We start from the raw sequence: 14,077 nt of genomic DNA, 5'->3' as shown, positions 1-14,077 counted from the left end.
GTGCGCGTGGGGCTGGAGTTCTCGAGCGTGGTGGACGCGCCGGTGCGCGAAGTGTTCGACTGGCATGGTCGCCGAGGTGCGATCGTGCGGTTGACGCCACCGTGGCAGCCCGTACAGGTCGGGGCCGAGGCCGCGTCGCTCCGCGACGGTCACGCGAAGCTGGTCTTCCCGGCTGGGTTGACCTGGGACGCGTCGCACGATCCCGCCGGTTTCGATCCGCCGCGCCGGTTCGTCGACCGGTTGAGCACTCCGGTCTTGTCCCGAGTCGTGCGCTGGCGGCACAGTCACTTCTTCTCGGCGGCGGGGGAGAACCGGACGACGGTGACCGATGTCGTGGACACCCCTGTCCCGGAACGGTTGCTGCGGTCGATGTTCGCCTACCGGCACCGCCAGCTCGCCGCGGATCTCGCCGCGCAGCACCGGTACCGGGCTGAACCGCTCACGATCGCGGTGACCGGGTCCAGTGGCCTGGTGGGGACGGCGTTGACCGCGTTCCTGACCACGGCCGGACACCGGGTGATCCGGCTCGTGCGGCGCCCGGCTCGTGACGGCGACGAACGCACCTGGGATCCGCACGCCCCCGCCGGTGATCTTCTCGTCGGCGTCGATGCAGTGGTGCATTTGGCCGGGAAGCCGATCGCGGGCCGGTTCACCGCCGGTCACCTGCGCGCTGTGCGGGATAGCCGCGTCGAGTCCACTCGCGCGCTCGCCGAACTCGCCGCTCGTACCACCGACGGACCGTCGACCTTCGTGTCCGCGTCCGCCATCGGCTTGTACGGGCCCACGCGTGGGGAGGAAGTGCTCACCGAGCAGAGCCCGCGAGGGGACGGTGTCCTCGCGGACGTCGTCGCGGAATGGGAAGGCGCCACAGGGCCGGCCGCCGCCGTCGGGATCCGCGTCGTCCACATACGCACGGGGTTGGTGTTGAGTCCTCGCGGCGGTGTTCTGCGGCTGCAGTACCCGCTGTTCGGTGCCGGTCTCGGTGGCCGTCTCGGCACCGGCGAGCAGTGGATGTCCTGGATCGGACTGGACGATCTGACCGACGTCTATCTGCGCGCCCTCACGGATCGCGACCTTGTCGGGCCGGTCAACGCGGTCGCGCCGGCGCCGATCCGCAATGCGGACTACACCCGCGTACTCGGCAGTGTGCTCAACCGGCCGACGCTACTGCGAGTGCCCGAACTCGGGCCACGCTTGCTTCTCGGGAACACGGGCGCACAAGAGCTGGCCTTCGCCAGTCAACGTGTCGTGCCACAACGCCTTCGCGAGGCGGGGCACGTGTTCCGGCACCCACAGCTCGAAGACACGCTCGGTCACTCCCTGGGCACGATGCCCACCGGAGTATCCGGAGCTCCGTCGACCGATCCGATCGGAGAACAACGATGACCACAGTGCAGCCCGCCCGACGCGGCGTCCCCGCTCCCGTGGCCCTGGTGGGCTTCTTCGCCGTGGTCGCCACGGTGGCGGTGATTGGCGCACTCGCCTCGATGCAGGCCAAGTCCGTCTACAGTGGATTGTCCCTGCCCGCATGGGCGCCGCCCGCGTGGTTGTTCGGTCCGGTGTGGACGGTTCTGTACGTCACGATCGCGCTGTCGGGCTGGTTGTTCTGGAAGGCCAGGGGCAGCCGCCGCGGCCTCGGATGGTTCGCGGCCGGGCTCGTGCTGAACGCCGCCTGGACACCGTTGTTCTTCGCCGCCGGCGCGTACGCCGCGGCACTGGCCGACATCATCGCCCTCGACCTGGTGATCGCCGGGACCATCCTGTCATTCCGCCGGACATCGCCGCTCTCCGCCGCCCTGCAAGTGCCCTACCTGGCCTGGACGCTGTTCGCGACCGCCCTCAACGTCGCGATCCTCTTCCTGAACTGAGCTGGAGAACGCCATGGTGCACGTCGCACGCAGCCTGACCGTCGCCACATCCGCCCCGCTCATCGCCGGCTACCTCGCCGATTTCGCGCACGCCGTCGACTGGGACCCCGGCACCGTTTCCTGCGTCCAGATCGACGACGGGGACATCGAGGTCGGGACACGATGGCGCAACGTCTCGGAGTTCCGCGGTAAGCGGACCGAGCTGACCTACCGGCTCACCAGACGAGACCCCGACCGGATCACCTTGGTGGGACACAATCGGACCGTGACGTCCATCGACGATTTCACCCTGCAGACCGGCCCGGCCGCGACCACCGTTCGCTACCAAGCCACGATCACGTTCCACGGGCTCGCGAAACTGGCCTCTCCGTTCCTCAAGCGCGAGTTCGAGCGCCTAGGCGACGAAGTGGTCCCCGTTCTCACCGCGCGCCTGCGGCAGCTGGCGGCCGGATGAGCGCTCCGCCCGCGTTGTGGCTGTTCGGCGACCAGCTCGGACCGCACTTCCACAGCACACCGGAACTCCGCGACCGCGAAGTCGTGCTGATCCGCTCGACCGCGGCCTTCGCGCGCCGCCCGTTCCATCGGCAGAAGCTGCACCTGGTCGAGGCCGGAATGCGACGGCTGGCCGCCGATCTGGGCGAGCGGGCACGGATCATCGACGCCCCGACCTACACCGAAGGCCTGCGTCGCTTCGGCGAACCTGTCGTGGTGCACGAGCCGGGTTCACATGCAGCCGAGGCGCTGGTCCGGCGGCTCCACGAACAGGGTGTCGTGGAAAGCATTCTCCCAACACCGGGTTTCGTCCTGTCCAAAAAGGAATTCTCGGAGTGGGTGGCGAACCGGCACCGCTATCTGATGGAGGACTTCTACCGCGATCAGCGGCGCCGCTTCGGGGTGTTGCTCGACCCCAACGGCCAACCGGCCGGCGGAAAATGGAATTTCGACCACGACAACCGCCGTCCGCCGCCCGGGCGATCGACTCTCCCGGTGCCCGCTCCTTGGCACCCCCGGGAAAACGAGATCGATGTCCAAGTACGCGCCGACCTGGACCGCGCGCAGCGAGAGGGAGCGATCCAGCCCGTCGGAGTCGACGGTCCACGACGGTTCGCGGTCGGCCACGCCGAGGCCGACCGCGCTCTGCGTCGCTTCCTGGACCACCGCCTGGCCACCTTCGGTCCGCATCAGGACGCCATGCTTCACGCTGACTGGGCGATGTCACACGCGCTGCTGTCGGTACCACTCAATCTCGGACTGCTCGACCCGCTCGACGTGATCCGGAAAGCCGAACAACGCTACCGGGACGGCACGGCTCCACTGGGGAGCGTCGAAGGTTTCATCCGCCAAATCCTCGGCTGGCGTGAATGGATCTGGCACCTGTACTGGCATCTCGGCCCGGACTACCTGCGTCGCAACGAGATGCAGGCGCGCAGGAGACTGCCGAAGTGGTGGCGAGAGCTGGACGCCGACGTCATCGAAGCCGCCTGCCTGCGCACCGCGCTGGCCGGAGTCCGCGACCGCGGCTATGCCCACCACATCGAACGACTCATGGTGCTGGGCAACCACGCCCTGCAACGCGGCTACGACCCGGCCGAGCTGACCGGCTGGTTCGCCACCGCGTTCATCGACGGATTCCCTTGGGTGATGCCCGCGAACGTCATCGGGATGAGCCAGTACGCCGACGGCGGCATCGTCGCGACGAAACCCTATGCGGCCGGCGGCGCGTACATCAACCGCATGAGCGACCATTGCGGCGGCTGTGTCTTCAACCCGAAGAAACGCCTCGGCCAGGACGCGTGTCCCTTCACCGCCGGATACTGGGCCTTCCTCGATCGCAACGCGGACCGCCTGCGAGGAAACCAGCGCATGCGCCAGCCTCTCAACGGACTGGACAGACTGTCGGATTTGACCGGAGTCGTGGCCCAGGAGCGCGACCGACGCCACTTTTGACGAGGCCAGCCCCCGCTGGTGGTGGATGTGTCCAGGGCACGGCCGGACCCGCCCGCGGCTAGAGTGCCGAGACGGCTCCATTCCGCAGGGCGACAACGGCTCAACGTCTCCGATCGAGGTCGCCGGGACTGGCGAGCAGAGCCCACACCGCCGGATGACGTAGCCGCCCGGGGTACCCCCGAAACGTCACGAATAAGAAACGGCGCTTTTGGGCAGTTTCTTACTAGAGCTCGCGACTGAGGGCGCGAGCCAAGGCAGGAAGGACCAGATCATGCATCGACATACTTCCGAGCCGAATTCACACCGCGACGACGCCGACGTGGAGTCCACCGAGACCGCCGTCCCGGCCAGGTTCAGCTGTCCGATGGACCGCTCGGTCAGGGCCAGTTTCGAAGAACTCGTACCGGCCCTGGACAGCGAGGCCACCACCTTACGCCGGCAACTGACGTTCTGGCTGGAAAAACTGCCGCTGGATCCTGACAGCGGCTGCGACATCATCGTTGCCACCTACGAGGCACTGGCCAATGTCGTCGAACACGCCTATCCCGGTGAACGGGGCTGGATGAGACTGTACGCCGAATGGTCCGGCGACTCGGTGACCGTCGTCGTCACCGACACAGGATGCGGTATCCCCGTCACACCACGGCGCCCGCCGGACGCCTCCACGTCCAGAGGTCGCGGGCTGCTCCTGATCGACAAGGTCACCGATCAGCTGCACGTCGACACCGGACAGGACGGGACTCAAATGACGATGATCTGGCGGCCGGCTGTGCTGCGGCAGAACACCATATTCTGACGCCGCGCTCCCCGCACGCGCGGGGGCGACAAGTTCGGCTTGGGTCGCCGGTCAATTGCGCCGAAGTTGCGTGTCCGATGTGACCGGCCAGAAGGTAATGGACCATTCCTCAAGCCCGGTAGGGGTTGCCTCTGTGGTCGGCGGGACGTAGGCCTGCGGGGACTCCAGAAGTCGTCGGGTTACGCGTGCGTGGGAGCTGCCGAAATAGGGAGGCTCGACCGCCTTGTCCGGCATGACCTGGTCGGGGTTCGCGAACAGCAGGCCTTCTTCTCTCAACATGATACGTCCCTCGGCAGTCTTGACGGCCGAGTCGGGCGTAGCGTTGTCGGTGACGCTCTTGTCGTGGGGCGGGCGGTCAGGAACTCGAGTGAGACTGCTGTTAGGTGCGACTGGAATGCGCTGTTGAATACAATGCCGTTGTCGCCGAACAGGCAGACAGCGTTGTCGGTGTAAAGTTCGGAAACAAGGTCGCTTGGGTCGTGTTCGCCGACGGGGTTGGTGCTGGCTAGGTGGAAGAGACCTGGATAAACCTCGATCGCGTATTGCTGTCGTTTCAGGCTGGTCATGCTGGGGACGTATCAGGCCTCGCGCGTGTTGGGGAGCGAGCCCATCGCGGCCGCTCCCCAACACGTTGACTAGTGACGATCACATGGAGTTGACGAAGAAACCGTCGCCATCAAGAAGGCGATATTCACTGCCAGTCTGGTTCGTGCGGGCAGCTGACCTGCCGTTTTCGAGAACTCGCTGGTTGGCTGGCGCACTTGTGCTCAGTTCGATGATGCCCGGTGTCGTTGGGCGCTGTTGTAACCGATGGTGTGCTCCAGGACTGCTCCAGGAAAATTGGTGTGAGAGTTGGGCTGCCAGTGGCAGCCGTGGGTGATTGTCTTCGTCGTGGACTCGATGTGTCGTCCCCGTGGGCGTCACTTCCGGAGTCGGCGGACCACTGCTCACAATGTTCAGCGAGCGTTCGCGTCGCTTGCCCTGCCACCCCAGGCCTCCATGACAGTCGCCGTGTCCTTCGAAAGTCAGCACGATCTGGCCGCGAGGTCGGCATGACCACCCCACCCGCCAGCGAGGACGATGCGGCGGAGTCTCGAACTGGTTGTGGTTGGAGCCTTCTTGCCCGCGTTGCCACGTCGAGATTGGCCGCGTGCACCACGAGCGCTGCCCGGTGGCTCGCTGCCTGCGGACCGGATTGCAGCGCACAAGTCGTGACAGCGGCTGCCGGTGTCCGAACGACAGGTGGTCCGGGCGATGGCCGGGCGCGGCCGAATGCTTCGAATTCGGCTGTATAAGGGGAAGAAGAGCCACGATGACGGAACTCTCCATCAGCCCGGACTCGCCCGCGGGAATCGACTTCGCCCGGCGAGTACTGGATCAAGTTCTTGCCCACCGTCGGTGCCAGGCTGTACCGCGTGAGCTTTCCCGCTGTGATCGAACCCGCCCGACATCGCGGGTTGGAGGTGCGCCCCCGGTTGCGTCCGAAAGGCTTCGGCGGACGTCTCGACGGCCGGTGGATCCGAAGGTGAAGCAGTGCAGCCCTTCTGAGATCGCCTACGACACGAACCTCGCGAACTGGGGTCTGGATTGGTTGGGCATGCTTCGTCTCGTCGAGCGGTGGCCGCGGCACGGCGTTCGGGTCGACGTGGCGGATATGAGCGGAACCATGACCATCGCACACCGGTGGCGCCTGGCGAATCTGTGCACGCCGTAGGATCGCCCAGTCGAGACGATCGTGAGGACCGCGTCAGCGTCGAGCAAAGCGAGATTGCCGTGCGAGGGCGCAGGAACGCGGAGTCCGATTCATCGCACAACGCTTGCTCACCAAGCATCTCGGTCCTGTGCGAGGTGGTGCGCAACTCATCGACTTCAACTAGACCGGCGCTTATTCGAACCGCTGTCTTCAACGGAGCAATCTTCACCGGCGACGCCCTGTGAGAATTTAGCGTTGCGTCTGTGAGTCGAGCATGAATGTGCAAAACCTGGACAAGTCGAGCATCTGCGGCAACGCGGGCTTCCGAGTGTCAGGTACCAGAGCGCAGGCGTGCCGATCCCAAACTTCTCACCTGCTCCAGGGGATCACCCTCCGTGGAGATCAACGCGATGATCGGCGTGGTAAGCCCGTTGTCGGAATAGGACTGGATGCGCTCGCGGCAGAATTCCGGGCTGCCGTGGACGATCAGGTCGTCGACGAGCACGTCCGGGATCAGCTCGAGGGCCCGGCGCCGATCACCGGTCGCCCAGGCATCCAACATCGGCTTGAGCAGTTCACCTCGGCCGAGCCACTCGTGAAACGCGGCGTACACCGGCACCGTCAGATAACCGGCGATGAGCCTGCGGCCGAGCCTGCGGGCCAGTACCTCGTCCTCGGTGGGACAAACGAAGATCCGGCCGGCCAGCTCGATATCCGGGCCGGCTTCTTTGCGGATCTGAGGCAGGTCATAGGGCGCGAACCAGTTGGTGATAGCGCCGTCGGCCTCCTTCGCGGCCAAGCGCAGCATTTCCGGTCGCAACGCGGCGAGGTGGACCGGAGGCGGCGGGTCGGCAGGCTTGTCCAAGCGGAAATCTTTGATGGAGAAGGTTGTGTAGACTCCGTGGACCTTCTCGCCGGCCAGCGCTGGGCGCAAGAATCGCAGGGTGTCCCGGACACGCTGGAAAGGTGCCGTGAACTCGGCAGCGTTCCACTTCTGCACGATCACCTGCGATGAAGCACCGATTCCCAGCACGAAACGTCCCGGCGCCAGGTCCGCGAGGGCCGTCGCGTGCATCGCGAGGAGTGCGGGACCGCGGGTGTAGACGGGTGCGACAGCGGTGCCGAGTCGCAGTCGATCCGTCCACTGCGATGCCAGCACCAGTGGAGTGAAGGCGTCGGTACCGGCCTTTTCCGACGACCAGACGTCGGTGTATCCCCAGTCGTGTAGTTCCTCGACAATTCTCTTGTGCTGCCCGAGTGGCACGCCCGGCACGGGGATGGTGATGCCCCAGCGTTCCATGTCCCTTCCTCTCTGCCCGACTGCGCGAGGTGCTGACAGTTCAGGCGCTGTCGGAGCGCTCGCTCGCCGGGGGCCGCCAGATCGGATAGAGCGAAGGCCCGCCTTCCAGAGTGATCGCCTCGCCCAGGCGAACCTGCCCCAAGCGCTCGTACAGACGGAGGTTGCGCAGGCAGCTGGCTTCGCCGTATACCCCGGCGTCCTCACTGTCTGCCAGTGCGAACTGGGCCAGTTTGAGCTTGGTACCGAGCCCCTTGCCCTGACTGCCGGGGACGGTGGAGAGGAAGGTGCCATAAAGGTGGGGTGGAACATCATGCGGATGGTTGTCGTTCAACAGGTACATGAACGCCACAGCGCGCTCTGCCTGATCTTCCAGGTCGTCCTCCAATCGGGCGATGAGTTCGGCTTTGTCCGGCCCGTCGGGCAGGATGGAAGGCGGGTAGAACAACGACGTCGCGCTGAAGTCATCGATTTGCAGGGCGCGACCACCGCTGGCGAACGTGGATTCGACGATCACGGTGAAGAACCGCCGGTGTGCCTCGGCGCGGCGCTCGACGTCGGGGAAGATCCAGGTGAAGACCGGATCGTCGAAGAAGGCACGAGAGTAGACCTCGACCAACTGTTTGGTCTGGTCTTCACGGACGGGTGTGATGTCCGGCATGAGTGAAACTCCTCTCGGGTACGGAACAAGATTCGGGACGGTCAACGTTTCGGGCTGCACGTACGTCGTTCCGCCGCGTGCTGCGCGACATCGGCGTGGGTGGCGAACCACACGCCGGGGCGGGAGGCGACATACTCCAGCAATTCACGCAGGATCTTGATCCGTGATCGGTGCCCGATGACGTGTGGGTGCAGGGCGAGGTTGAACAGACCGCCCTCGGCATAGGCGGCATCGAACTCGTCCTGCCAGATCCGCAACACTTCCCGCGGCGGTAACGCCTGCTTGGTCAAGGCGTCATCGGGGAAGTACGGTGCGTCATCCCGGACCCAGGACACCGGCACCTCGGTAACCCCGGTGGGTTCTTCCCGATGCGTGAGCTCATACGGCTGTTCGTCGGCCATCAGGGAGGAGTCGTACGCGAGGCCCAGCTCGCGGATGAGCGGCAGCGTCTGCGTGGTGAAGTCCCAGTACGGGGTTCGCAAGCCGACCGGACGGATTCCGACGGCCTTCTCCAGCGCCTCCGCGCTGCGCAGGGCCAGCTCCCGTTCCTGCTGGGCGGTCAGCTCCCCGCATCGCTCGTGGATCCAGCCGTGCAATCCGATTTCGTGTCCGTCCGCTTGCACGGCGGCGACACCGGCGGGATCCAGCTTGGTGGAGACGACGGGATAGAAGAACGTGGCGGGAACGGAATGCCGTCGAAGCGCTTCCAGCACCCGCGGCAGTCCGACCCGGGCGCCGTACTGGCCCTGAGAAAGCACTCCCGGATTGGTCACTCCCCGGGAAAGAGGAAGCGTCTCGTTGTCGACGTCGACCGAGATCGCCACAGCCACGGTGAAACCCTGAGGCCAGTTCTTCGCGGGGAGGCCTTCTCCTGCGCCGACTTCGTCCACGATGCGCCGCCATTGCGACTCCGGCCACTCCCAGGGGAACTTTTCGTCCAACTGCGACATTCGGAACCTTTCAGCTCAGCCGGCCAAGGCCTGTGTCAGCTTCGGCAGGTCTTCATCGGTAGGGGCGGTGATGCGCAGGCCCGGGAGCCTTCCGGGTTGTCCGGTGCCGAATACACGAACGACCACCCCGGCTCGCATGAGTTCTTCGTAGTTCCGCTGCGGGTTTTCGCAGGCGACAAACCGGTAGTGCACCGGCACGCCCTTGACCACCCCGCCGAACCGGCGATCCAGCATGCCTTCCATGACCTCGGCGTTGGCCAGCAGCCGGGCTCTGGTCCGCTCGACCCACGACGATTCACGTAACGCGGCGATCGCCACTGCGGAGTCCAAAAAGGACAAAGGCCAGTTCAGTCGTTCGCCGGAGATCATCTTCCGGAGCCGCTCGTCCAGCGTCCACATCGCTCCGGCACGGACGCCCGCGATGCCGAACGCCTTGTTCGGCGAGGACAGTACCACCACATTGGACAGTCCGGTCGACATCATCGATCGTCGGCTGCCGTCGAGGAAATCCACGTATGCTTCATCGACGATCAGCGTGGACCCAGGGTTCGCCCGGCAGACCTCGGACAGATCCGCCACCGGGATGTGCAACCCGAGTGGATTATTCGGATTGGACACGACGACGAAGTCGTAGCGAGCCATTCCCTCGGCTATCCGGCTCAGTCTCGTTTCGACAGTGTCGACCTCGTCCTGCTCCGGAGGCAAATGGTTCGCGACACAGCGGATGCTGTCGGTGTAGTCCGGTGTCACCACGGCGATCCGATCCCTTGGCAGGATTCGCGTCAATAGGCGGATGAACTCCGTGATCCCCCTGCCGGAGACCAGATGTTCGGGATCCACCGCGAGGTGCTCGGCGTAGCCGGCGCGAAACAACGAATCGGCTTCGTAAGGATGCGGGCGAAGCCGCTCGGCGTCGAACTCCTGCAGCATATCCCGAACCGCGGGCGGCGGGCCGTAAAGATTCACGCAGGTGCCCAAGTCCAAGTAGTCCTCACCGGCAAAACCCCTGAGATCCCCGCCCTGCCTGTGTATGGCTTCGGTCAAAAGTTTTTTCATCCCGTTACCTGCCTAGATCGGCGGTCCGCTGTGCCTCGGGGAAACGTGGAATCGGGTCCAGCAGCCTGTCCGCCTATGGGGCAGGAGCCGAATTCGGTTACCGAGCTGAACGCTAGTGAAACCAGCGGAGCAAATGAGGATGCGCCGTCGGTCCATCCATCCATCGTGCCCGAAAGTCTCCCGGTCACTGCCTTGCAGGCAAGTGGCCTTCAGCCGCCGGAGCTCAGCGTCGACTTGGCCGGGTGCCGATCGCCGCGATACACCGTTTCGCTCAGCGCGACTACGCGGCCGCGGGTGTCGCGCGTCAGCCGCTCGGCGCACAGGACGGGTGCGTGAACGTCGACACCCAGCAGCTTGGCATGCTCCACATTGGCGTCTCCCGGTTCAAGTGTTTCTCCCGCGAGCTGCGCCACGATCCCGAACCGCTCCCGCGGAAGCAGGCAGAGATCGCGGGTCACCAGATCTGCCGGGATGAGGCCTGGTGCCAGGTCCTCTGGCAGTGCGAGGTGTTCGATCGCGATCGGTTCGCCCGCTTCTTCGAGAACCCTGACGACGTTCAGCACGGGTGCGCCGGTCCGCAACTCCAGCCGCCCGGCCCGCGACGGCGTCACGAAGGGGCGCTTGAACGCGAGGAGCCTGCTCGACCACCTGGTTTCGTCGAACTCCTTGGCCGCATCCGGTGGGCCGGCCGTTGCGTCGGACGCGGCCTGACGCGAGCTGGTGAACGTGCCGCGGCCGTGCTGGCGCGTCACAAACCCTCCGCGACCAGCTCCTCGATCGTCGCGCGGACAGTGGAGCGGGACAAACCCAGTTCGGCTGCCAGGTCTCGCTCAGAGGCCTTGGCCAAGCCGGGAGCCATGTCGTCGATGAGCCGCACGACATGGCGACGCACCCGTTCGCGCTTCTCGGTCGATCGCCGGACCGGTGGCTGGTATCCGGAGGTCATGACATAGCCTCAACTAGCACGCTTACGTCGGAGCAGGGGCTCAGGTCATCCGGCCGATCCGATCGACGTCGCGCTGGTCGCCGCGATCCGCACCGAGGCCGCAGGCAACTGGCCGGTGGTTGCTGCTGCGTAAAAGTACACACTCGTGGAGTCCTTCGGGCACATCGAGGCGCGCGAAGTAGCGCGCGGCTAAACGAAACAGCAAACCTTCGTTTGGCGTCACTGCGGGCTTGCCCGCAGAGGAAACACCTCTCGGAGGCGTAGCCACTCGCGCAGGGAGGCCTGGGCGAGAACCACGACGTCCACGTGTGGTGACCGCTCTGCGAACCCCACCTGGGAAACTCTGGCGCTCACGAGCGCACGCTCGAACGGAGTGGACGATGAACACCACCGCAGTTGCCCGAGCATCGATGCCTTCCGTCGGAAAGCCTTTGGGGCTCACCTTCCCGGCATTGTTCGCCGCGGCGTCTACCCCGAGCCCGTTTTCGGTCGCCGTGACCGATGGCGACCGTTCGTGGACTTGGGCGCAGTGGCAGTCCGACGCGGACGCCGTCGCGAAAGGGCTTCAGGATCGCGGGGTCAAGCCCGGCGACCTGGTCGCGGCACGGCTGTCCAACAGCTGGGAGTTCCTCACCCTGCACGTAGCTGTTGCACAGCTGGGTGCCGTCCTGCTCCCCTTGCACCTCGCCCACGGACAGGCCGACCTCGATGCTCTCATCGCGCTCGGGCAGCCGGTGGCGGTCGTCGACCGGGACGAATGGAAGCGAATTCATGCCGAGGGTGCGGGCGGTGTGCCCCTTCCCGTCGAGGTCTCACCATCCATGCCGTTCGTGGCGCTGCCGTCGTCGGGCACCACGTCGGTCCGGCCGAAGATCTGCCTCCACAGCCACGACGGGTTGCTTTCCAACGCTTCCGAACTGATCTCGAGTAGTCCGTTGACCCGCGACGACGTAGTGGTCAGCGCAAGCCCGTTCTCCCATCTGTTCGGCCTGCACTCAGTCCACCAGAGCCTGCTCGGCGGGGCGGTCCTCGCCCTGCTGCCGAGCTGGGACGCCGACGACTTCTTGGCACTGGCGGACAACGCCGAGGTCACCGTCCTCTGCGCTGTGCCCGCCCAGTTGCACGACCTGCTGTCTCGTCTCGGCGGGCGGACACTGCCTGCGCTGCGCACCGTCCGGACCTCCGGGGCACCAGTGCCTGCTCGTCTGGTCCGCGACGTCCGCGCGACGGTGGACGCTCCCGTGCTGGTGACTTGGGGGATGTCCGAGATAGGGGCCGGTACGTCCACCCGGCCGGACGACCCCGACGAGGCCGCGTCGTCCACCGTGGGCCATCCTCTTGCCGGCGCCCAGGTCCGCGAGCAGGACGGCGAACTGCAGTTCCGTAGCGCCACGATGTTCCTCGGCTATTTGGGGGATCCGGACCTGACCCGAGCGTCCTTCACCGACGACGGCTGGCTCCGCACCGGCGACCTCGCCCGGCTCGACGACGACGGGCGGGTCGTGCACCTGGGCAGGACCGGCGACCTGATCAACGTCGGCGGCCGTAAGGTCGTCACCCGCGAGATCGAGGATCTCTTGGCGCATTGCGGACGTATCGCGGTTGTGGGCGTGCCCGACGATCGGCTCGGCGAATACCCGTGCCTCATCACCGACGACCCACGTCTTACGCTCGACGACGCTGTGACGATCCTGAGGGATACCGGTGTAGCGGAGCACAAGCTGCCGCTGGAACTGGTCAAAGTCGACGCGATTCCGTTGACGCCGTCTGGCAAGATCCGCCGCGGCAAGCTCGTGGAGCTGCTGGCCTCGCGCACCGCTACTCGTGGACAGGGCGCGGCTGCGGTAGATCTGCTCCGGGTCGTGCGCGAGTGCGCGTCGCGCATTCTCGACGATGCCGAGCTCATCGACCCGGACAGGACGTTTCGCGATTACGGTTTCGACTCCGCATCGTCCGTGCGGTTCCGCAACGAGCTCGCCTCCGAGACCGGCCTTCGCCTGTCTAGCGGCATCGTGTTCGACTATCCGACCCCGGCAGCGTTGGCGCGGCATCTAACGGCGGAAGCGGCGAACACCCTGCCCACCGGGTTCGAACAGCTATACCGCCTGCTGTGCAAGAAGAAACCGGCCGCCGCCGCGGACATGATCCGTGCCGCGTCACTGTCGCGACAGGTGTTCACAGCAAGCGATCCGGTTGCGGGCGAGGTGGTTTCGCTCGCGAGCGGGCCGGGTCCCGTCGCGGTCGTGTGCTTCTCGTCGATGCTGCCCATGACCACCCCGACGAAATTCACCGAGTTCGCTCAAGCTTTCGCCGGCCTCGCGGACGTGCATGGCGTCGCCCACCCCGGTTTCGCGGAGGGGCAGTCACTCCCCGCGGACGCGGAAGCCCTGGCAGCTGCGCACATCGCCGCACTGAACTCATTGGTGGGGGAACGACCCTATGTGCTGTGCGGCTACTCATCCGGCGGCTGGATCGCACACCTCCTCGCCGAGCGGTTAGCGAACGAACCCTCCGGCGGTCTGCGCGGTGTGGTGCTGCTCGACTCGTCGTGGCCGTCACCGGATCACGTTCGCGACAAGGCTCCCGCGGCCCTCGCCGGCTCGGTGGAACGGGAGGAGACGCTCGGTATCGACGAGGTGGGTCTGACCCGACTCACCGCCACGGGCGCGTACCTGCGCCTGCTCGACAAATGGACGCCCTGCCCGCTCGACGTTCCGGTGCTGCATGTCGGAGCCGAGGTGGGGGGCGCGATCTGGGAGCTTCCCTGCGAGGCGGCCACGGCGTCCGGCAACCACTTGACCATGCTGCCCGCCGCCGGACATGTTGTGGCGGCTTGGCTGAGCGAACTTCCGGGGAGGTGATG

At 65.8% G+C, this 14,077-nt stretch carries 12 protein-coding genes; 6 read left to right on the top strand and 6 right to left on the bottom strand.

Going from position 1 to position 14,077, the window contains the following annotated elements:
- The 5 genes from LCL61_RS37110 to LCL61_RS37090 all read left to right on the top strand — a co-directional run bounded on the left by LCL61_RS37110 (position 1) and on the right by LCL61_RS37090 (position 4,611).
- Positions 1–1,386 (top strand): TIGR01777 family oxidoreductase, encoded by a 1,386-nt coding sequence (locus LCL61_RS37110; RefSeq protein WP_340684052.1) that lies wholly within the window; start codon positions 1–3, stop codon positions 1,384–1,386.
- Positions 1,383–1,868, top strand: coding sequence for a TspO/MBR family protein (locus LCL61_RS37105; RefSeq protein ID WP_340684051.1), 486 nt, complete (start codon positions 1,383–1,385; stop codon positions 1,866–1,868). Before LCL61_RS37110 ends, LCL61_RS37105 begins: the two co-directional genes overlap by 4 nt.
- 13 nt (positions 1,869–1,881) lie before the next feature.
- Positions 1,882–2,322 carry an SRPBCC family protein gene (locus LCL61_RS37100; protein WP_340684050.1) on the top strand — a complete coding sequence of 147 codons (441 nt, stop codon included), beginning with the start codon at positions 1,882–1,884 and terminating at the stop codon, positions 2,320–2,322.
- Positions 2,319–3,815 (top strand): cryptochrome/photolyase family protein, encoded by a 1,497-nt coding sequence (locus tag LCL61_RS37095; RefSeq protein WP_340684049.1) that lies wholly within the window; start codon positions 2,319–2,321, stop codon positions 3,813–3,815. The genes LCL61_RS37100 and LCL61_RS37095 overlap by 4 nt, the downstream gene beginning before the upstream one ends.
- 319 nt (positions 3,816–4,134) lie before the next feature.
- Positions 4,135–4,611 (top strand): ATP-binding protein, encoded by a 477-nt coding sequence (locus tag LCL61_RS37090; protein WP_340684048.1) that lies wholly within the window; start codon positions 4,135–4,137, stop codon positions 4,609–4,611.
- A 2,024-nt stretch (positions 4,612–6,635) separates the two neighbouring features.
- Here LCL61_RS37090 and LCL61_RS37085 read toward each other — a convergent pair.
- The 6 genes from LCL61_RS37085 to LCL61_RS37060 form a co-directional block, all read right to left on the bottom strand.
- Positions 6,636–7,604, bottom strand: a complete 969-nt coding sequence (locus tag LCL61_RS37085; RefSeq protein ID WP_340684047.1) for an LLM class F420-dependent oxidoreductase — start codon at positions 7,602–7,604, stop codon at positions 6,636–6,638.
- A gap of 40 nt (positions 7,605–7,644) precedes the next feature.
- Positions 7,645–8,262, bottom strand: a complete 618-nt coding sequence (locus tag LCL61_RS37080) for a hypothetical protein (protein WP_340684046.1) — start codon at positions 8,260–8,262, stop codon at positions 7,645–7,647.
- Positions 8,263–8,303: 41 nt separating this feature from the next.
- Positions 8,304–9,212, bottom strand: coding sequence for a polysaccharide deacetylase (locus LCL61_RS37075; protein ID WP_340684045.1), 909 nt, complete (start codon positions 9,210–9,212; stop codon positions 8,304–8,306).
- Between the two features lie 15 nt (positions 9,213–9,227).
- Positions 9,228–10,142 carry an aminotransferase class I/II-fold pyridoxal phosphate-dependent enzyme gene (locus LCL61_RS37070; RefSeq protein ID WP_340684044.1) on the bottom strand — a complete coding sequence of 305 codons (915 nt, stop codon included), beginning with the start codon at positions 10,140–10,142 and terminating at the stop codon, positions 9,228–9,230.
- A 335-nt stretch (positions 10,143–10,477) separates the two neighbouring features.
- Entirely contained in the window at positions 10,478–11,020 is a 543-nt protein-coding gene (locus tag LCL61_RS37065; RefSeq protein ID WP_340684043.1) for a GntR family transcriptional regulator, read from the bottom strand.
- Positions 11,017–11,214 (bottom strand): helix-turn-helix domain-containing protein, encoded by a 198-nt coding sequence (locus tag LCL61_RS37060; RefSeq protein ID WP_340684042.1) that lies wholly within the window; start codon positions 11,212–11,214, stop codon positions 11,017–11,019. The genes LCL61_RS37065 and LCL61_RS37060 overlap by 4 nt, the downstream gene beginning before the upstream one ends.
- Positions 11,215–11,594: 380 nt before the next feature.
- On the opposite strand from LCL61_RS37060, the gene LCL61_RS37055 reads away from it, so the two are divergent.
- A complete protein-coding gene (locus LCL61_RS37055) occupies positions 11,595–14,075 on the top strand; it encodes an AMP-binding protein (protein ID WP_340684041.1) in 2,481 nt (826 codons plus the stop codon).
- The last annotated feature ends 2 nt before the right edge of the window (positions 14,076–14,077 follow it).

It is taken from the genome of Amycolatopsis coloradensis, from assembly GCF_037997115.1.
Taxonomy (GTDB): domain Bacteria; phylum Actinomycetota; class Actinomycetes; order Mycobacteriales; family Pseudonocardiaceae; genus Amycolatopsis; species Amycolatopsis coloradensis_A.
The sequence above is the reverse complement of the archived record's forward strand: the minus strand, read 5'-3'. Positions and strand labels throughout refer to the sequence as shown.